The sequence below is a fragment of the Amycolatopsis sp. GM8 genome (genome assembly GCF_021653975.1).
In the GTDB taxonomy this organism is placed as follows: domain Bacteria; phylum Actinomycetota; class Actinomycetes; order Mycobacteriales; family Pseudonocardiaceae; genus Amycolatopsis_E.
The window spans coordinates 60,037-79,048 of sequence record NZ_JAJKFK010000001.1; the positions used below are offsets into that span (position 1 = coordinate 60,037).

Genomic DNA, 19,012 nt, shown 5'->3' on the forward strand with positions numbered 1-19,012 from the left:
AATGATGCCCCACGACGAACCGATCGGCCTCGTCGGCGCCGGAACCATCGGCGGCGGCTGGGCCGCCACCTATCTCGCCCGCCGCCGGCCGGTGCTGGTGGTGGACCCGGTACCGGACGCGTTCGGGAGGCTGACGTCGTACCTCGACGCCGTATGGCCGTCGGTTCGCCGCACCGTGGCCGACACGCCCGCGACCGTGCCTCTGGACCTGCTGCGGTTGGTTCCTGTGGCGGATCTTGGCGAAGCGGTCCTGGTGCACGAGAACGTCCCGGAGTCGGTCGAGTCCAAACAGGACGCCTACCGCGGCGTCGAAGACGTGGTCGGAGCCGACGTCCCTATCCTGTCGAGCAGCGGCGGCCTGATGCCGTCGGAGCTGCAAGCTGGTATGGACCACCCAGAGCGATTCGTCGTCGCGCATCCCCAGAGCCCGGTCTACGCGCTCCCGCTCGTGGAGGTGCTGGCCGGCAAGGCGACCTCACCCGTCGTCGTCGACGCGGTGCTCGCCCATCTCACCGGTCTGGGCAAGCGCCCGGTGCTGCTGCACCGCGAAATCCCCGGCTACCTCACCAACCGACTGACGTTCGCGATGCTCCGCGAGGCGACGCACTTGCTCGCGGAGGGCGTCGTCGACGCGCGCGGGATCGAGGACGCCGTCGTGCACGGCATCACCCCGCGCTTCCTGATCGGCGGCCCGCTCACCTCGCTGGCGCTGGCCGGCGGTCCCGGCGGGATGCGCGGCGCGATGCGCTCGTTCGCGGACACCATCGAGGGCTGGTGGTCCGATCTCGGCAGGCCACATCTCGACGAGGACACCCGCGCCCGGCTGATCGCGGCCGCGGACGAGATCCTCGGCGACCGCACCATCGGCGACGTCCTCGCCGCCCGGGACGCGGCCGCGGTCGATGTACTGGCACTGCTGCAGGGCGAGGCGTGAGCATGTTCGCCACACCCGCGGTCGACTGCCGCCGGGAGCCGGACGGCCTGCTCGTGCTGCGATCCCGTGTTCCGGCGGGCACGCCTGCGCCGACCGTCCTGCATTGGTTGCGCCGCTTCGCCACCGAAACGCCGGAGGCGGCACTGCTCACAACGGCCACCGAGGCGGGCAGGACGGCCTGGTCCTACGCCGAGGCTTGGCAGGACGTACAGCGGGCCGCCACCGCGTTGGTCCACAGTGGACTTCGCAGCGGCGACCGGGTGGTCGTGCTGGGCCCGAACTCCGTCGAACACCTGACCATGTCACTGGCCACGATGCTGGCCGGTGCCGTCGCCGTGCCGGTCGCACCGCAGTACGCCGGGGCGTCGGCCGACCGCCACAAGCTGACCGAGCTCCTCGCCACACTCGACCCGGCCGTCGTCTGGGCGACCGACTCCGCTCATGCGGCGGTCCTGAAGGAGGCACTGCCCGACGGGTCGCGAGCCATTGTCCTCATTGGACAGACGGCCGTGCGGGAATTGCTGCGGACAGACCACACCGATGCCCCTGCGCTTGACGCCATCGACGCCGGAGCCGCGGCGAAGATCCTGCTCACCTCCGGTTCGACCGGCCGGCCGAAGCCCGTGGCCTACAGCCAATCGATGATGACGACCAACGTCCAGATGACGCTCGACGTCTGGCCGTTCCTAGGCGGGCATCGTCCCGTACTGGTCGACTGGCTGCCGTGGAACCACGCCTTCGGGGGCAATGCCAATGTCAACCTCGTGCTGTCACAAGGTGGCACGTTGCACATCGACGAGGCCGCGGGCAGGCCGGACCGGCTCGACGTCACGATCCGGAACCTGCGCCGCCACCGGCCCACCTTCCACGGCGCGGTCCCGGCGGGGTTCGCGGCGCTGCTGCCCGCGCTGGAAGCGGATCCGGCATTCCGCGAGGCTTTCTTCGGCCGCCTCGACGTCATGTTCAGCGCCGGCGCGGCCATGCACCCGACGGTGTTCCGGCGACTGTCCGAACTGTCGGCGACGGTGCGCGAGCGCCCGGTCCCTATCGTGACCGGCTGGGGCTCGACCGAAGTCGGCCCTGGCGCGACGATGGTGCACGCACACGGGGTGGCGCCCGACTGCATCGGGACTCCGCTGCCGGGCGTGGAAATCGGGCTGCGACCCGTCGGGGGCAAGTACGAACTCCTCGTCCGCGGGCCCTGTGTCGCCGACGGGTACTGGCACCAGCCAGGCCCCAGCCGGGCCGCGTTCACCGCCGACGGCTGGTACTACTCCGGTGACGCGGGCGAACTCATCGATGCCGATCACCCCGAGCGCGGGTTGCGCTTCGCCGGGCGGATCGCCGACGATTTCAAGCTGGCCAACGGAACCTGGGTCGACGCGGGCGGTATCCGCGCGAACCTGCTGGCCCGCGGCGGCGGCCGGTTGCGCGACATCGTCGTGGCCGGTGCCGACCAATCCGCGCCCTGTGTGCTCGTCTGGGCCGCCGGGCCGTTCGGCGAGGAAGATCTGCGACTGCTGCTGGACGCGTACAACCGGGAGAACACGAAGCCGAGCACCAGGATCCTCGACGGCGCGCTGCTGGAGCCCGAGGGCGACGAGGTGGGAAACAAGGGACAGCTCGTGCGCGGTGCCGTATTGGCGCGGCGGCGACCGCTCATCGAGCGGATGTACGACCGGCAGAAAGCAGGATCGTGAAGATCGAAAACCCGGCCAGAACACTGGCCGTCGGCAGCGCTGCCGACCTGCACGCCCATATCGGCAGCGAGATCGGGATCAGCGGTTGGGCGTCGCTCGAGCAGGACGACGTGCTCGGCTTCGCCGAACTCACCCACGACCGGCATTGGATCCATACGGACCCGGCGCGTGCCCGCGACGAAGCCGGTCTGGAAGGCCTTCTGGCACACGGATTCCTGGTGCTCTCGACCGTAACCGCGCTGGCGAACCAGTGCTACACCATCGCCGGCGCGAGCCGCTGGACGAACTACGGGCTGGAACGAATCCGTTTCACCGCACCGGTTTTCCCGGGTGACGAGTTCCGGTTGCGACTCACAGTGAACGCGGTCGAGCCGGGACCGGGCCCGACCACTCGGCTAGTTCTCGGCTGCCTGCTCGAACGTCGCGCCGGCGCCCGGCCCGCGCTGGCCGCGACCTGGATCGTCCTGGTGGAGGAAGCATGAGCGACGTTCCCGAAGGTTTCGTGCCGCTCGGGCAGGAAGGCACGTTCCTCGACCACGTCGGCGGCCTGAGGTGGCGGCGCGGCGCCGACCGGACGGAAGTGTGCGTGTCGCTGGCGCCGCATCATCTCAATCCCAATGGCACCGCACACGGCGGCTTCCTGATGACCGTCCTCGACATCACCCTGGGCGCCACCGTCGAGTCATTTCTCGGCGTGGACCCGGATCGCCATCCCGTCACACTGCAGCTGTCGTGCTCGATGCTGGCACCCGCGCGTGGTGGTGAACTGCTCTTCGGCGAGGCGACGGTCGACCAGTCGACGCGGACGGTGACATTCGTGTCCGCCCGCCTCCACAGCGAAGGACGGACCGTCCTGACGGCGAGCGCGGTGTTCCGCAACCCACCATCGCGATAACCCGCGCCGGGTTCACCTTTCCCCGGCGAACTCGGCGCGTATCGCACCGACCCTGAGGAATGCGTTCATGGCTGCTCGCTTTCCGGGTGCGCGGTCGTCGGTTCGGCGAGGGCGTCGATGGCGTGGATGAGTTCCCGCAGCGCGGGCAGGGACGCGGTGAGCAGCTGTTGCCAGGCGGGGTGCAGCTCGGTCAGGGCGCTGCGCAGGATGGCGGCGTTGGTCGTGTGCCAGTGCGCCACGGCCTGTTCACCGGTGACGGTCAGGGTGAGCGAGACGGTACGGCGATCCGGACCGCCGCCGGCGCGGGTGATCAGGTTCCGGGTTCGCAGTCCGTTGACCAGGGTGGTGACGGAGTTGGGGGCCAGGCGCAGCAGGCGGGCGAGCTGGCTGGGGCGGGCGCCGGGGTTTTCGGCCAGGCAGGACAGCAGTTCCAGTTGCGCGACGGAAAGAGCGTTGTCGGGGTCACTGGCGCGGGCGGCACGGCGCATCGCCCGCCGGAGCCGGGCGATCACGTCGGCCAGCGCCATCTCGTCCCGCGCCGGTGCCGCCTGTGCTGGGCCGGTGGTCATGGCGTCCTTTCCTGGGGCCGCGCGGCGACCGCGGTCGCGGCGGCCGCGACCCCGAACAGGAGCAGCGCGGCGACGGCGAGCCGCGGGCCGGTGCTGGGCGCGCCGCTGGTCTCGGCGACGTGCAGGGACAAGGTAACGACCGCGACGCCGAGTGCGGTACCCAGGCCGCGGGCCATGTTGACCAGGCCGCCGCCGGTGGCGGACATGCGGGCGGGGATCGCGCCCATGATGGCGGAGTTGTTGACGGGGATGAACACCCCCAGCCCGACGCCGAGGACGAGCAGCCACGCGGCCACCCACACCGTCGTGGTCGGCGCCACCGTCAGTCCCCCGGCCGCGACGACGCAGGCGATCGCACCGATGAGGCCACGCGTGCGAGCGCCCCAACTCCGGGGCATGAGCCGTTCGGCGGCGAGCGCGGAGAGGGCGAATCCGGCTGGCAGGGCGGTGAGGACGAGTCCGGCCATCCCGTGGGCGCCCAGTACCTGCGGGAACAGCGTGAGAGGCCCGAAGAGTACGAGGTAGGCGCACAACGCGCCGAGCAGCCCGATCGACACCGCCCTCGGGCGCAGCACCGACAGGTCCACGAGCGGGCTCGCCGCCTGCCGTTCCCGCAGGACGAACCCGGCGAACCCGATCGCCGACGCGGTGACGAGCCCGGCCGGGGCCCACACCGGCAGTGGCAGCCCGGAGAATCCCGAAACACCGAGCAGTAGTGTTGTCGTCGCGGCGCCCAGCAAGACGAGTCCAGGCCAGTCGAACCGGCCGAGCCGGGTGCGCTGGCGGGTCCGGGGCAGCAGGTAGCGGCCAGCGACCAGGGCCACGACGCCAACAGGGACGTTGACCCAGAACACCCACTGCCAGCCGACCGAGTCCACGAGCACCCCGCCCAGTGCCGGCCCCAGCGCCAGCCCGAGCGCCTGCGCGGCGGCCTGCACGCCGAGCGCGGCGCGCATTTTGTCCTTCGGGACGCTGGTGACGACCAGCGCGACGCTGTTGGCCTGCAGCATCGCCGCGCCGATGGCCTGGACGACCCGGAATACCACCAGCCACACCAGTCCCGGTGCGAGTGCGCACGCCGCGGACGCCGCGGTGAACACCGCGAACCCGTAGAGGTAGATCAGCTTGCGCCCGGCCGCGTCCGCGATCCGCCCGGCGGCGGCGACCAGGCCGACCAGGGCGAGCAGGTAGGACAGCGATACCCACTCCACCGCGGCCAGCGGCGCCCCGAACTGTTCCTGCAGGGCCGGGAAGGTGAGCGTGACGATGCTGGCGTCCAACTGGCCCATGAACGCGCCGAAACACACCGTCGCGACCGCCAACCAGCCCGCCCACCGATGTTCGCGCACCACCCGCGGTCGCGCCGGCTCCACCAGCATGATCACATCCGCATCCTCATCGCTCGGCTCTACTTGTTCTGTTCCAGAACATCCTATGCTCGTGGAGCTACGGGGCGACAGCGCAGTATCGAGATTTTGGTTGCTGGATACTTCTCAGGAAGAATGACTTTGTAGAGGCGTCCGCGGGTGCAATACGGTGCGGTAGGCGTTACGTAACGCGGGATGGTGTGACGATCGGGAGTCAGGTCTTGGGTGTGGGGGCATGTGGGGTCTGCGGCCGGCCGCTGCCGGCACGGAACCGTGGCCGGGGTGCGGTGTACTGCTCGGCCGCGTGCCGGCAGCGGGCGTACCGAGCGAGGCGGACCGGGGCCGGGGAGCAGGCCGTGACGGAGCTGGTCACGACCATCGAGCGGCAGGTGAAGGACCTGGCGCTCAGCCCGCCGGACACGTTCTACGCGGGCGTCAACGCCCTGTCGTCGCAGGTTGGGCGGCTGCGCCGGATCGCCCGGCTGGCGAGCGAGGCGGCGCGGGCGGAAAACGTCACGCCGGCCGGTGTGACGGAATCGCGTCCCGCGCTGGCCGTGGACGAGGGGACGTTCGCCGGGCTGGTGGAGCCGTACCGCGCGGAATTGCGGGTGCACTGCTACCGGATGGTGTCCTCATACGACGACGCCGAGGACCTGGTGCAGGAGACCCTGCTCAAGGCGTGGCGCAACCGAGAGGCATTCGAGGGCCGCGCGTCGGTGCGCACGTGGCTGTACCGGATCGCCACCAACACCTGCCTGGACTTCCTGCGCCGCCACACCCGGCGGCCCCAGCGCTACGAGCCGGTGCCCGGGATCGACTCGGGCGAGGGCACGCCACCGCCCCGGCTCGCCTGGCTGCAGCCCTACCCCGACGAACTGCTGGACCAGGTCCCCGCCGATGACGTCGGGCCGGACCTGGCGGCCGTGTCCCGCGAAACGATCGAGCTGGTCTTCCTGGCCGCGATCCAGTTCCTGCCGTCCCGGCAGCGCGCGGTCCTGATCATGCGCGACGTGCTCGGCTGGCCGGCCGAGGACACCGCGAACACCCTGGGGATGACCGTGGCAGGGGTCAACAGCGCGCTGCAACGCGCGCGGCCCACGCTGCGGGAACGGCTGCCCGAGCGGGGCACCGACTGGACGCCACAGCAGGTCAGCGCGGATGAGCGTGCGACGTTGCGGCGCTACATGGCGGCGGCCGAGGCGGCTGACGCAGCCGCGATGGTGGGGATGCTGCGTGAGGACGCGGTGCTGACCATGCCGCCCAACCCGGTGTGGTTCGTCGGCCGCGACGCGATCATGCGGCAGGTCGGGCCGGTGTTCGACCCGTCGTCGCCGAGGTACTTCGGGCAATGGCGGTACCTGCCGGTACAGGCGAACCGGATGCCGGCCGCGGCCGGCTATGTGCGGCGCCCGGGCACGGCGGTGTACCGGGCGCAATTGTTGGACGTGCTGCGCATCGAGGGCGGGCGGATCGTGGAGATCACGACGTTCGAGTCGCACCTGCTGCCGGCGTTCGGCCTGCCGCTGACCCTGCCGGGGGCCGGCCGATGAGCCCGCCGGTCCCCGTGCGTCGGTATGGGCGACACGATCGACGCAACGAACAGGAGCCGACATGACCAGCAAATCCGAGTCGCCGATCCAGATCCACCGCACCTACGCCGCGCCAGTGGAGCGGGTGTGGGAACTGTGGACGACCGGGGCGGGCATCCAGCAGTGGTGGGCGCCGGACGGCTTCACCGTCCGCGTCGACAAGCTCGACCTGCGCCCGGACGGCGAACTCATCTACACCATGACCGCCACCGCGGCGGAACAGGTCGAGTTCATGCGCACCAACGGCCTACCGCTGGAAACCCGGTCACACAAGACGTTCACCGAGGTCACACCGACCAGTCGCCTCTGCTACACAACCCTGGTCGACTTCGTACCCGACGTGGCTGCCTACGAAGTCCTCACCGAGGTCGACCTGCACCCCACCGACAACGGTACCGAAGTCACGATGACCATCGAACCCATGCACGACACGGAATGGACACAACGACTCGTCATGGGACGAAAAAACGAAATGGACAACCTGACAAAACTGGTCGACCAGACTCACTGACCAACCACAATGGACACGTCAGCCCGCGGCATCACCACTGGTGCGCAAGCCCAGTCCGCCCAGCCACTCGATCAGGTTCGCGCGCTGAGTGCCGTGGCTTGACGCCACGTCGATCAGGGTGCCGCGGCCGTATTCTGGCGTGAACGTCAGATCAGCGCCGAGCCCGACCAGACGTTCGGCTGCGCGGCGCTGTCCGCCGGCGCAGGCATGCCACAGCGCCTGATCGAGCGTGTCCTGCGCGGGTGCGCCGTGGGCAACCAGTTCCTCGAGGCGGTCGAGCAGGCCAAGGGCAGCCGCGTGCCACAACTTCTCCACACGTGCACCCCGCTCCACCAACAGGCGCGCGACATTCCAACACCCGTAGCCCACCGCGTTGTCCAGCGGTGTGCCGATCGATCCGTCGGGCGCCTCGATGTCGGCGCCGCCGTCGATCAGCACTCGCGCGACGGCGGCGTCATCACTGCTGGCCGCCCAGTGCAGCGGAGCCTCCCCACCGTCCGGGCGCGCATTGACGTCGGCCCCACTGGCGATCAGCAGCTCGGCGACGAGCGGTCCGTTCGGGAAGTAGCCCGGCCAGTCACTGACGACGTGCAGCGGCGTGCGCCCCCGGGCCGGTCCGCCCAGCCGACATTGGGCCAGCTCGGGCTGTGCCCGCAGCAACTCCGACAGTGTCTCTACGTCACCGGCCCGGATTGCGACATAGGTATTCAGCTGGTCCTCGTCCGTCAGCACCGCAACTCCTCTCCCCGCTGGACGTCTTTCCTTGTCACCGAAAGATAAACGACCAGGCCGGCGATCGCGGTCGCGAGTACCAGGCTCACCGGTCCCCCGCCGACACCGACACCGCCCTCTGGCGTCGGTTTGCCCAGCCAGTCAGCGATCGAGGCACCGAGCGGCCGGGTCACCACATAGGCGAACCAGAAGCAGAACACTCCGTTCCACCGCAACCACCGGTACCCCGCGGCGGGAATCAGGATCACCACCGCGAACACCACGATCGACAGGAAATAGCCCAAACCCAGCGTGGTCGCCGCCAGATCACCGGCCGACGTGCCGAGCGCGAACGTCGCCACGACGGCCGCCCAGTAGAACACTTCCCGCCGGCCCGAGTCGATCGCGTGGATCGACAGCGTCCCCTCGGCGCGGCGCCACACGAGGTACACCCCGGCCAGCACGACACCGAACAGCACCGTCGACGCCACATAAGGCACACCGAAGCCGACATGCAGGACATCGGCCGCCATCGTCCCGAAAACGCCGACCATCACGACCGCGCACCAATAGGCCCACGTCACGTACCGCCGTTTGGTGAACTGGACGGCGAGCGCCGCGACGAAAGCGAGAAAACCGAGAGCGACCGCCGGAATGGGCGTCAGCACCCGCACGAGATAGTCCGACGCCGACTCGCCCAAAGCGGTCGAAAGACCTTTCAGGACCCAGAAAAAAGCGGTGATCTCGGGAACTCGAAGACGCCGGGAAACCGGGGCGGAAAGGCCTTGAGACATGCCGTGCAGTCTGCCACGGCGAACGAACACCCTTTTCCTGCCCCGAATTCCGAAGTTCGTGCGAATAGTCTCGAACCAACGGACGGTAAAATCCACCGCGGTGACGCTGCCACGAACAGTTTCGAACAAGGTACACGGAAGCCATTCGACGGCCGTCGTTCGGATGGTGAGTTACCCACTGCCAACAGGTCATTCCGGACGAATTGTCCGGCATCACCTCATTCGCTCAGTGGATCTCCTGACGCTTCAGCTTCCGTTCACGAGAGGTTTCCCCGCGGGGCCAGGTGCGGGTGATGCCATTCGCAGCGGCCCCGCGATTGTGGGGATCCACTCGCGAGAAGGAGACCTGCATATGTTCGATCGTTCCCATCGCCCGATGAGCCGCAACAGACGCGGCGCGCTCGGGGTCGCGGCCTCGTTCGCGATCGGCGCCTGCGTGGTGGGCGCGTCCGGCGTCCCGGCGCAGGCCGACGCCGGGGGCAAGACCGCGCTGATTCCGGGAGACTTGCTGGTGAGCCGGGTCCACTACACGGGGACCGCCGGCCTGATCACGCCCGGTGTCACGGTGCTGCCGACCGGTGCGGTCGCGGTCGCGGACGGCTCGTTCGCGCACGTCTGGGACAACGTCTCGGTCGACGGGAACTTCGGGGTCACCGCGCCGATCTACCTCGACCAGATCACCCCGTCCGGTACCCCGGCCGGCTCGATCGCCGCGCCGGACGGCACGCCCAGTGCCTCCAGCCGCGGGCACGACCTGCTGATGGGCAGCTTCTCGTCCAAGTCGGAGCTGGCGCTCAACCTTTCCAGCGGAGGCAATGCGGTCACGTTCATGGGCTACGTCGCCCCGGCGAACACACTCGACGCGTCCAACAGCAACACCCCTGGCGTGGTGGACCCGACCAACCCCGACGCCCAGTCGGTCTACCGCGCGGTCGCCCAGCTCGACGCCAACGGCAAGTTCGAGATCACCGAGACCAACGCCTACAGCGGCGACAACGGCCGCGCGGCGATCCTCGACGAGACCACCGGCAAGTACTATCTCGCCGGAAACTCCAACAATGGCACCGGAACCTCGGTGCCGGGCTTGATCTACGGTACGGGCGCGCAGCTGGCCACCCCGGCCCACACACCCGAGCAGGCACAGAACCCTGGCCAGCCAACCCCGGTCGGCGGATTCAGCGTGACCCAGCTGCCCGGTGTCACCAAGGCCGACAAGCTCGGTAAGGACACCAACTTCGCCGGCGTCGCGCTGCACGACGGCGTTCTGTACTACACCAAGGGATCCGGCAGCAACGGCGTCAACACGGTGTACTTCGTCGACACCACCGGCACCGCGTGCCCGAACGGCGTCGGCACACCCGCCCCGGGCGCGCCGCTGCCCACCATGGCCGACACCTACAACGCCGAGACCGGGCAGCCGGCCGGCAACATGTGCGTCCTGGCAGGGTTCCCGACCGCGCTCGCCAAGTCCATCAAAACCCCGGACACGGGCGCCCCGAGCAACACCTCCAGCCTCGGCGCGATCTGGTTCGCCAACCCCACCACGATGTACGTCGCCGACTCCGGCAATGGCAACGACACCTACTCGGGCGGCACCTTCACCGCCGCCGCGGCCCAGAACCTCGCGGGCATCCAGAAATGGTCGCTGGTCAACGGAACCTGGGCCTACGACTACACCCTCAACGCGGGCCTCGGCCTCGGCGTGCCCTACACCGTCCCCGGTCTGCCCACCGGCATCAACCCGGTCACCGGCACTCCCTGGACCCCGGCCGTCGACGGCATCCGCAACTTCACCGGTAGGACCAACCCCGACGGGACCGTGACCCTCTACGGCGTCACCACCTCCATCGGTGGCGTGTCCGACTACGGCGCCGACCCCAACAAGCTCGTGACCGTCACCGACACCGTGGCGGCCACCAGCCTGCCTGCCGGCGAGAAGTACACCACCCTGGAGACCGCGTCCGCGGGCGACGTCCTGCGCGGCGTCTCCACCACCCCCCGCTGACGCACGACAAGTCGGCGGGCGCGAGCGTGTTATGGCTCCGCGCCCGCCGACAGTGCGGCACCGATCGGCGGATTGGTTTCAAGACGAAGGTAAGATTGCTGATTTTCCGACTGCCGAACCATAGTGTCGCGGGCGTCGAGCACATTTCGCCCCGGTCGCGCGTTACCGGTTTCCGTGATGGTTCTTGTCACATATTTGCTCATTGCACCCTGTCGCCCGAATGGGGGACGATCAGCGCTGCTTCCGGCGCGTAGCGACGACCCATAACCACCGAGAGTCCTTGCTGTTGCGCCGAATGGAGTATCACAACACGGCACGCGGGGGTGCCGGTAATCGTAGGTGTGGTCGAGGCTGGGGCAGGCAAGTAACGATGGGCGATTCTCGTTCCGGCGGCGGTCGTGCGCGGGAGTGGCGCGATTTCAGCGAAATCGCGGGTCCGATTTCCGAGGTCGATGATTCGGCGCCGTACCGGGTGCGCTTCACGAACCTGCAGGCGGCCGACGGCAAGGCGCGATTCGCGCGGTCCATCGTGATCGCGGTCGCCAATCTGCTGCTGGAGGTCGTGTTCTTCGCCTGGCTGCTGCAGCCGGCGCACCTGCCGCCGTTCGGCGGGAACGGCTGGATCGTGGCGGCGGACGTGTTCGTGATCAGCGCGATCGCGCTGATGGAGTTGCTGCGGCTGGTCAACGTGGTGTCGCTGTCGCTGGCGTCGATCGTGGCGCGGGACCCGGTTCCCGTTGCGCCGCAACAGGGTCTGCGGGTGGCGTTCGTGACGACCATCGTGCCGTCCAAGGAACCCATCGACATGGTGGAGCGCACGCTGGTGGCGGCGAAGCGCATCCGGTACCAGGGGCGGCTGGACGTGTGGCTGCTCGACGAGGGTGACGACCCGCAGGTGCGCGCGATGTGCGCGCGGCTGGGCGTGCACCATTTCAGCCGCAAGGGGCAGCAGGGGTTCAACCGGAAACGCGGACCGTTCAAGGCGAAGACCAAGCACGGCAACTACAACTCGTGGTTGCAGGTCCACGGGGCGCGCTATGCCGTGATGATGTCGGTCGACCCGGACCATCTGCCGTTGTCGAACTACGCGGAACGCATCCTGGGCTACTTCCGCGACCCGAATGTGGCGTACGTGGTGGGCCCGCAGTGTTACGCCAACTGCGACAACCTGGTCACGAAAGCGGCGGAGTCCCAGCAGTTCCCGTTCCACAGCGTCATCCAGCGCGCCGCGAACCGGTACGGGGTGGCGATGCTGGTGGGCACCAACAACGCGATCCGGATCAGCGCGATCCAGGGCGTGGGCGGGCTGTCGGACTCCGTCACCGAGGACATGGCGACCGGGCTGAAGATCCACACCGCGCGCAACCCGGAAACCGGGCGGCGGTGGCGTTCGGTGTACACGCCGGATGTGCTGGCCATCGGCGAGGGGCCCTCGTCGTGGAGCGACTACTTCAGCCAGCAACTGCGGTGGTCCCGCGGCACGTTCGAGGTGCTGCTCGGCGACTTCTGGCGGCGCTGCTGGCGACTTTCGCCCGGCAGGCTGCTGCACTATGCCCTGATCACCACGTTCTACCCGTCGATGGCGCTGGGGTGGATCCTCGGCGGCATCAACGCGGTGCTGTTCCTGGCTTTCGGGGTGCACGGCATCGACGTGCCGGTCCAGCTGTGGCTGGCGCTCTACACCGACGCGTCGGCGTTCCAGGTATGGCTGTACGTCCGCAACCGCCGCCACAACGTCAGCCCATCCGAACTGGAGGGCAGCAGCGGAGCTCGCGGGATGCTGATGTCGGTGCTGACCTCGCCGATGTACGCGTCGTCGCTGATCGCCGCCCTGTTGCGCCGCCCGGCGAGGTTCGTGGTGACCGCCAAGGGCAGCTCGACCAGCACCGACACGTGGCTGACCTTCCGCCGCCACCTCCAGTGGGCGGTGGTGCTCGTGGCCGCGCTGATCACCTCCCTGGTGCTGGGCTACGCCACGCTCGAGTCCTGCCTGTGGCCGGCGCTGTCGCTGCTGGTGTGCCTGGTCCCGATCGCGTTGTGGCAGTACGAGCGACGGCGGCCCACCACCGCCGAACCACAGCGCGGCACGCCGACCCGTACCGAATTGATGAGACAGGAAACCAAGATCGTGGAGGCCATCCGATGAAGCCGGCGTCTGTGTTGCGGCGCTACAAGCGCACCTTGATCACCATAGGCGCGCTGGCGTTCGTCGCGGGCGTCAATGCCGGGCCGGCGTGGACGTTCGTGGCCGAGTACGAGCACGAGCAGCTGATCAACAGCGACGACTACAAGCGCCAGTACGGACATTGGGACGTCATCGACCTGCCCGCCGACGTGCGCGTGAACGCCATCCACGCCGCGCTGCTCAAGACCGGCAAGCTGCTCATCGTCGCGGGTTCGGGCAACGACGAGACCCAGTTCAACGCCGGCACCTTCAAGACCCTGCTCTACGACCCCGCGACCGGCGGGGTCCGGCTGATCCCGACCCCGGCCGACCTGTTCTGCGGCGGGCACGCGTTCCTGCCCGACGGCAAGCTCCTCGTCGCCGGTGGCACGCTGCGCTATGAGGTGCTGCAGGACAAGGTCACGAACGCCGCCGGCACCATCACCGTCAAGAACGAGTCGCCCGACGGCGGCCCGCGGACGTTCCCCAAAGGCATCGAGTTCGTCGCGCCCAACGGACAGAAGTACCGCGCCGGAGCGGACTTCACGGTCGTGCCCGCACACAAGGTGGAGAAGGCGGGCAAGGTCACCATCACCGCCAGCGAGCAGGCGGTGTGGGTCGAAGCGGAGCAGGCCGGCCCCGGCGCGGTGACCTACCAGCCCGCGCACTACACGATCACCGGGCTGACCGGGGACGATCAGCACAACCTGTACGGCCTCGGCGGCAACATGACCCTGGACAAGCAGGACTACCACGGGATCAAGGACAGCTACGAGTTCGACCCCGTCACCGAGCGGTACGAGAAGGTGGCCGATCTCAACAACAGCCGCTGGTACCCGACCCTCACCGGGCTGCCCAATGGCGACGTGCTCGCGGTGTCCGGTTTGGACGGTAGCGGCAACGTGCTCAACGGGGACAACGAGATCTACGACCCGGCCAGCAAGACCTGGACCACCCGGCCCGACCTCAAACACTACTTCCCGACCTACCCCGCGCTGTTCCAGACCGCGAGCGCGAACACGCTGTTCTTCTCCGGCTCCAACTCCGGCTACGGCCCTGCCAACAAAGGTCGCGACCCCGGCCTGTGGGACCTGTCCACCAACCACTTCACCCCCGTGCCCGGGCTGCGCGACCCGGATCAGCTGGAGACCAGCGGTTCCGCGTGGATCGGGCCGGTGCAGGACCAGCGGATGATGGTCGTGGGCGGCGGTGGCGTCGGTGAGTCCGACAAGGCCACCTCCCGCATCGACGTGATCGACCTGAAGGACCCACACCCGCATTTCACCGCGGGCCCGGACCTGCCCGATGGCACCCGCTACCCGAGCGTGGTGAACCTGCCCGACGACACCACGCTGATCACGGGCGGATCGCGCTACTACCGCGGCCGCGACGCCAGCGATAACCACACCGCGCGGATCTACCACTCCGACAGCAACACGCTGACCGTGGCCGCCGACCCCACCGTCGGCCGCGACTACCACAGCGAAGCGCTGCTGCTCCCGGACGGCCGGGTCATCACCCTCGGCGGAAACCCGCTGTTCTCCGACGAGAAGAACACCATCAGCGCGCCATTCGAGCAGCGCATCGAGATCTACACCCCGCCCTACCTCTACCACGGCGCCCGGCCGGCGATCACCGACGGGCCCGCCGTCGTGCAACGGGGCCAGACCGCGCAGTTCACCACACCGGACGCGTCCCGCATCGCCACCGCACGCCTGATCAGGCCGAGCGCCGTCACGCACGTGACCAATGTGGAGCAACGCTCGATCGCTCTTGGACTGTCCACAACAGACGGTCAGATTTCGGTGACCGTGCCCGGCAACCCGGCGGTCGTGCCACCCGGCAACTACATGCTGTTCGTCACCGATCGCGCCGGCGTGCCGTCCGTGGCCAGGTGGGTCCAGATACCGTGACCAGGATGCGCGCCCTCGTGGCGGGTATCGCGCTGCTCCTGGCCGGGTGCGCGGCGCCGAGCCCCGTCGACGTGGACAGTGCCGCTGTGCAGAGTGCGGACGGCTTCTACCTCGACCGCGACTCACCCGCCACGCGCCAGGAAGCCGCATGGCGAGCAGCCGGCCGCTGGGCCGACGCCAACGAGATCGACAAGATCGCCCGCCGCCCGCAGGCGGTCTGGGTCAGCACCGATCTCACGCAGGTGGAAACCCAGACCCGCGACCTGATCACCCGGGCCGCCGCCGCACACCAGACCGCGATCCTGGTCGCCTACGACATCCCGCACCGCGACTGCGACGGCTATTCCGCCGGCGGCGCCCGCGACGCGACCACGTACCGCGCCTGGATCGCCGCGCTCCTGCGAGGCATCGGCGAATCACGACCGGTGGTGATCCTCGAACCGGACGCCGTGCCCGCGGCGCTCGGCCGCTGCCTCTCCGCGGCCCAGCGCACCGAACGGTTCGGGCTGCTGGCCGAGTCCGGCGCGGCCCTCGCCGGCCACGGCGCGCGGGTCTACCTCGATGCGGGCCACCCCGGCTGGATCACCGACACCACGGCGCTCGCCGACACGCTGCGGCAGGCGGGAATCGCCCAGCTGGCCGGTTTCTCCCTCAATGTGTCCAACTTCTACAGCACCGCCGACGTCACCCGCTACGGCCACGACCTGTCGGCCAGACTCGGCGGCGCCCACTTCGTCATCGACACCAGCCGCAACGGCAACGGTCCCGCACCCACCGACGGCACCCCCGCCTGGTGCAACCCGCCCGGCCGCGCCCTCGGCCAGGCACCCACCACAACCACCGGCGACCCTGCCATCGATGCCTTCCTGTGGATCAAAAACCCCGGCACCTCCGACGGCGCCTGCCGCGCCGGAGCACCCCCTGCCGGTCAGTGGTGGGCCGACTACGCCCTGCGCCTCGCACAGCAATCACCCTGAAGCGCGCCACACCGGCCTTTTTCGGTCAACCGACGGCAAATTCCCGCCCCGGAACAGCCACGTGATGCGCACCCCGGTCGTGGGTTACCATCTCCGCGCTCGCCGTGATCCGGCCGGACGCCCACAAGTTCGGGCTTCGCATCGAAGGGGTACGCATGCTTCGGGGACGAGCCGGGATCACCGCCGCCGCACTCGCCCTCGCGGTGGGCCTCGTGTTGTCGCTGCCAGTACCGTCCGGCGCGGCGAGCACGGTGGTGTACCAGGAAAAAACCGAGGGCTACGACTGTTTCCGGGTGCCCGCGGTCGTTCAGGCGCGCAACAAGGACCTGCTGGCGTTCGCCGAGGGACGCCGGGGCGGGTCGAGGTTCTGCGCGGACGCCGGGAACATCGACATCGTGGTGAAGCGCTCGACCGACGGCGGCCACACCTGGGGGCCACTCCAGGTCGTCGTCCGGGGCGACGGTGACACCCGGGGCAACCCCACGCCGATCGTGCTCCCGTCGACCGGGCGGATCGTGCTGTTGTCCACGGCGGAATGCGTCCGGCGGCACCCGTGCGGGCGGGCCCCGCAGGTCCAGGACAGCGATGACAACGGCCACAGCTGGATGACGCCGCACCCGATCACCAGTGAGCTCGGGTTCACCCGGCCGCCCGGCTGGCTCGCGACCGGCCCGGGGCACGGGATCGTGCTCGATCACGGCCCGCACGCCGGGCGGCTGCTGGCCGGGCTCAGCTACAACCTCGGCATGCGCTACACCGGTGCGGTCATCTACAGCGATGACCAGGGCGCCACCTGGCGGACAGGCGCGACTACCACCAGCGAAAGCCCGGCACTGCAACCACAAGAGCTCAGCCTCGCCGAACTGCCCGGCGACCGCGTCTACGTGGCCGCCCGCAACCAGGCCGGTTGGGCCGAGCAGTGCCTGGCCGGTGGCACCCGCAACCGAGCCGACACCGTCGCCACCGACGGCGGCACCCGGTTCGCCCGCGGTTTCGCCTTCAATCCGGGTCTGGTCACGCCGACGGTGCAGGCGCCGGTACTCGGCCTGGGAGCGGTGGTCGTGTTCGCGGGGCCGAGCGTGTGCGGAGCCCGCGCACGGCTCACCGTCCGGTCCTCCATCGACGACGGGGCACACTGGCGGACCGAAGAAATGGTGTGGCCACAGGCCGCGGCCTATTCCGACCTGGTCGCGCTCGGCCCGGATGACGTCGGCCTGCTCTACGAAGCGGGCCCGGCCGGCCGGCCCAACGCGACGATCCGGTGGTCCACAGTAGACACTCCGGAACCGGTGCCGGACGAGGACGAGCCACTGGCCTGATCGCGTCGCGGTCAGGCGGCAGCGCGACGCCCCAAGGCAAGCGGACGGTTAAAACCAAGGCTCACCTATTTGAGGTGAGCCTTACCTGAGTTAGCGTCGGGTACCAGCTCGACACATCCCGGGAGCCCGCGCCATGTCCTCCGCCCAGATCGCCCTGCTCGGTGCCATCGCCGGCATCACCATTTTCCTCGGCCTGCCGTTCGGGCGGCTGCGCACACCGATGCCGAAGCTCAAGGCCCTGCTCAACGCGACGGCGACCGGCATCCTGATTTTCCTGCTCTGGGATGTGCTCGCGCACGCCTGGGAACCGGTCGACACCGCGCTGAGCCAGAACCACCTCGGCCCGACGCTCGGGAACGGCGCTGTGCTCGCGGTGACGGTGGGCATCGGCCTGCTCGGGCTCGTCTACTTCGACCGGTCCACGCGCCCGCGCGCCCATGGCCCGGGTGCCGCCGCTGTGGGCGAGCTGGGCCCCGCGATCGTGCGAGAACCCGGACGGCGGCTGGCCCTGATGATCGCCGTCGGGATCGGGCTGCACAACTTCGCCGAGGGCCTGACCATCGGCAGTTCGGCCGCGCGTGGCGAGCTCAGCCTCGCCGTCCTGCTGGTGATCGGGTTCGGGCTGCACAACGCGACCGAGGGTTTCGGGATCGTCGCGCCGCTCACCGGCCGCCGCCCCTCGTGGGGTTACCTCGCCCTGCTCGGCGTGATCGGCGGCGGCCCCACCTTCGTGGGCACCCTCGTCGGCCAGAGCTTCACCAACGACACGGTGTCGATCGCGTTCCTCGGCCTGGCCGCCGGTTCCATCCTTTACGTCGTCATCGAACTGCTCGCCGTCGCCCGCACCGCGAACCTCAAGACGATCACCACCTGGGGCCTGTTCCTCGGACTCGTCCTCGGCTTCGCCACCGACGCGATCATCACCGCCGCCGGCGCGTAAGGCCGGAATCCGGCCATCGGCACTGGTCTCCAAGCTGTACCGAATGTCCACTGTGGACATCGCCGCCTCGCCGGTGCCACCGTCGCGCTGACGCCACTGCCGGTCAGACGCCCGGCGCACCTCAGCGGCGGCGTGCTCGTCCTAGCGTGTGGCCATCCCGCGCCACGACCGGCCACCCGCCGAGCCCTTGGCTTTCCGCGCGGTGATCTGGTCATGCTGTTCGGGGATCGGTTGATCCGGCGTCGACGCAGTTCGCCTTGTCCGCCAACAACCGGACAAACAGTGCCCGCGCGGCGGCGTATGCGACGGACGGGGCGCGCCCTCGGCTCGGGCGGCGGCACCGAAGGCCAGACGAACCAGAAGGGCGCCGCAGGCGGGCCTGGGGCAGCACCCCAACCCGATGTGTCCACTGTGGACATCTATCCGCGCGGTGACGCCCCGCTGCCGCCCGGCGCGTCCATTGGAAGCACTGTGCCTTACCTCCGTTCGCCACTACGACACGCGGATCGGCGAGCCGGGAATCCGGTCACGCCGGGCTTGTACGCGTTTCGTGGCGTATGCACGATTTTCCCTTGTCATGGCACAGAACTGCGTCCGCAGGTCGGTTCCAGTTCGCCGAACGTT

At 69.2% G+C, this 19,012-nt stretch carries 16 protein-coding genes; 12 read left to right on the forward strand and 4 right to left on the reverse strand.

The window, feature by feature from the left end:
- Positions 1 to 4: 4 nt before the first annotated feature.
- Genes LOZ83_RS00300 through LOZ83_RS00315 form a run of 4 tightly spaced genes read left to right on the forward strand, consistent with a single transcriptional unit; the run spans position 5 to position 3,529 of the window.
- Positions 5 to 934 (forward strand): 3-hydroxyacyl-CoA dehydrogenase NAD-binding domain-containing protein, encoded by a 930-nt coding sequence (locus LOZ83_RS00300; protein WP_236787703.1) that lies wholly within the window; start codon positions 5 to 7, stop codon positions 932 to 934.
- 2 nt (positions 935 to 936) lie between these two features.
- On the forward strand, positions 937 to 2,634 hold the full coding sequence (locus LOZ83_RS00305; protein WP_236787704.1) for an AMP-binding protein: 1,698 nt from the start codon (positions 937 to 939) through the stop codon (positions 2,632 to 2,634).
- Positions 2,631 to 3,116, forward strand: a complete 486-nt coding sequence (locus tag LOZ83_RS00310) for a MaoC/PaaZ C-terminal domain-containing protein (protein ID WP_236787705.1) — start codon at positions 2,631 to 2,633, stop codon at positions 3,114 to 3,116. Before LOZ83_RS00305 ends, LOZ83_RS00310 begins: the two co-directional genes overlap by 4 nt.
- Positions 3,113 to 3,529 carry a PaaI family thioesterase gene (locus LOZ83_RS00315; protein ID WP_236787706.1) on the forward strand — a complete coding sequence of 139 codons (417 nt, stop codon included), beginning with the start codon at positions 3,113 to 3,115 and terminating at the stop codon, positions 3,527 to 3,529. Before LOZ83_RS00310 ends, LOZ83_RS00315 begins: the two co-directional genes overlap by 4 nt.
- Positions 3,530 to 3,594: 65 nt before the next feature.
- Here LOZ83_RS00315 and LOZ83_RS00320 read toward each other — a convergent pair whose 3' ends face one another.
- Entirely contained in the window at positions 3,595 to 4,098 is a 504-nt protein-coding gene (locus tag LOZ83_RS00320; protein ID WP_236787707.1) for a MarR family winged helix-turn-helix transcriptional regulator, read from the reverse strand.
- The gene (locus tag LOZ83_RS00325; RefSeq protein WP_236789389.1) at positions 4,095 to 5,477 is read right to left on the reverse strand and encodes an MFS transporter; all 1,383 of its coding nucleotides are present in this window, start codon (positions 5,475 to 5,477) and stop codon (positions 4,095 to 4,097) included. The genes LOZ83_RS00320 and LOZ83_RS00325 overlap by 4 nt, the downstream gene beginning before the upstream one ends.
- Before the next feature lie 344 nt (positions 5,478 to 5,821).
- Here LOZ83_RS00325 and LOZ83_RS00330 point away from each other — a divergent pair, with 344 nt between their 5' ends.
- Positions 5,822 to 7,015, forward strand: coding sequence for an RNA polymerase subunit sigma-70 (locus tag LOZ83_RS00330; protein ID WP_236787708.1), 1,194 nt, complete (start codon positions 5,822 to 5,824; stop codon positions 7,013 to 7,015).
- 61 nt (positions 7,016 to 7,076) lie between these two features.
- On the forward strand, positions 7,077 to 7,565 hold the full coding sequence (locus LOZ83_RS00335; protein WP_236787709.1) for an SRPBCC domain-containing protein: 489 nt from the start codon (positions 7,077 to 7,079) through the stop codon (positions 7,563 to 7,565).
- Between the two features lie 18 nt (positions 7,566 to 7,583).
- Here the strand turns inward: LOZ83_RS00335 and LOZ83_RS00340 are convergent, their stop codons facing one another.
- Together LOZ83_RS00340 and LOZ83_RS00345 are read right to left on the reverse strand one after the other, a co-directional pair.
- Positions 7,584 to 8,297, reverse strand: a complete 714-nt coding sequence (locus LOZ83_RS00340) for an ankyrin repeat domain-containing protein (RefSeq protein WP_236787711.1) — start codon at positions 8,295 to 8,297, stop codon at positions 7,584 to 7,586.
- Positions 8,291 to 9,070, reverse strand: coding sequence for a hypothetical protein (locus LOZ83_RS00345; RefSeq protein ID WP_374202602.1), 780 nt, complete (start codon positions 9,068 to 9,070; stop codon positions 8,291 to 8,293). Before LOZ83_RS00345 ends, LOZ83_RS00340 begins: the two co-directional genes overlap by 7 nt.
- A 376-nt stretch (positions 9,071 to 9,446) precedes the next feature.
- Here LOZ83_RS00345 and LOZ83_RS00350 point away from each other — a divergent pair, with 376 nt between their 5' ends.
- The 6 genes from LOZ83_RS00350 (at position 9,447) to LOZ83_RS00375 (ending at position 18,388) form a co-directional block, all read left to right on the forward strand.
- Positions 9,447 to 11,075 (forward strand): hypothetical protein, encoded by a 1,629-nt coding sequence (locus LOZ83_RS00350; RefSeq protein WP_236787715.1) that lies wholly within the window; start codon positions 9,447 to 9,449, stop codon positions 11,073 to 11,075.
- Positions 11,076 to 11,445: 370 nt separating this feature from the next.
- Entirely contained in the window at positions 11,446 to 13,221 is a 1,776-nt protein-coding gene (locus LOZ83_RS00355; protein ID WP_236787717.1) for a glycosyltransferase family 2 protein, read from the forward strand.
- The gene (locus tag LOZ83_RS00360; RefSeq protein WP_236787719.1) at positions 13,218 to 15,152 is read left to right on the forward strand and encodes a galactose oxidase-like domain-containing protein; all 1,935 of its coding nucleotides are present in this window, start codon (positions 13,218 to 13,220) and stop codon (positions 15,150 to 15,152) included. The genes LOZ83_RS00355 and LOZ83_RS00360 overlap by 4 nt, the downstream gene beginning before the upstream one ends.
- 5 nt (positions 15,153 to 15,157) lie before the next feature.
- Entirely contained in the window at positions 15,158 to 16,129 is a 972-nt protein-coding gene (locus tag LOZ83_RS00365) for a glycoside hydrolase family 6 protein (RefSeq protein ID WP_236787721.1), read from the forward strand.
- 155 nt (positions 16,130 to 16,284) lie between these two features.
- On the forward strand, positions 16,285 to 17,448 hold the full coding sequence (locus LOZ83_RS00370; protein ID WP_236787723.1) for an exo-alpha-sialidase: 1,164 nt from the start codon (positions 16,285 to 16,287) through the stop codon (positions 17,446 to 17,448).
- 133 nt (positions 17,449 to 17,581) lie between these two features.
- Positions 17,582 to 18,388 carry a ZIP family metal transporter gene (locus LOZ83_RS00375; protein ID WP_236787724.1) on the forward strand — a complete coding sequence of 269 codons (807 nt, stop codon included), beginning with the start codon at positions 17,582 to 17,584 and terminating at the stop codon, positions 18,386 to 18,388.
- Positions 18,389 to 19,012: the final 624 nt, after the last annotated feature.

Coding starts and splice junctions, on each gene's coding strand:
- LOZ83_RS00300 (WP_236787703.1), top strand. CDS start 5: ATGCCCCACGACGAACCGATCGGCCTCGTCGGCGCCGGAACCATCGGC.
- LOZ83_RS00305 (WP_236787704.1), top strand. CDS start 937: ATGTTCGCCACACCCGCGGTCGACTGCCGCCGGGAGCCGGACGGCCTG.
- LOZ83_RS00315 (WP_236787706.1), top strand. CDS start 3,113: ATGAGCGACGTTCCCGAAGGTTTCGTGCCGCTCGGGCAGGAAGGCACG.
- LOZ83_RS00320 (WP_236787707.1), bottom strand. CDS start 4,098: ATGACCACCGGCCCAGCACAGGCGGCACCGGCGCGGGACGAGATGGCG.
- LOZ83_RS00325 (WP_236789389.1), bottom strand. CDS start 5,477: ATGCTGGTGGAGCCGGCGCGACCGCGGGTGGTGCGCGAACATCGGTGG.
- LOZ83_RS00335 (WP_236787709.1), top strand. CDS start 7,077: ATGACCAGCAAATCCGAGTCGCCGATCCAGATCCACCGCACCTACGCC.
- LOZ83_RS00345 (WP_374202602.1), bottom strand. CDS start 9,070: ATGTCTCAAGGCCTTTCCGCCCCGGTTTCCCGGCGTCTTCGAGTTCCC.
- LOZ83_RS00350 (WP_236787715.1), top strand. CDS start 9,447: ATGAGCCGCAACAGACGCGGCGCGCTCGGGGTCGCGGCCTCGTTCGCG.
- LOZ83_RS00355 (WP_236787717.1), top strand. CDS start 11,446: ATGGGCGATTCTCGTTCCGGCGGCGGTCGTGCGCGGGAGTGGCGCGAT.
- LOZ83_RS00360 (WP_236787719.1), top strand. CDS start 13,218: ATGAAGCCGGCGTCTGTGTTGCGGCGCTACAAGCGCACCTTGATCACC.
- LOZ83_RS00365 (WP_236787721.1), top strand. CDS start 15,158: ATGCGCGCCCTCGTGGCGGGTATCGCGCTGCTCCTGGCCGGGTGCGCG.
- LOZ83_RS00370 (WP_236787723.1), top strand. CDS start 16,285: ATGCTTCGGGGACGAGCCGGGATCACCGCCGCCGCACTCGCCCTCGCG.
- LOZ83_RS00375 (WP_236787724.1), top strand. CDS start 17,582: ATGTCCTCCGCCCAGATCGCCCTGCTCGGTGCCATCGCCGGCATCACC.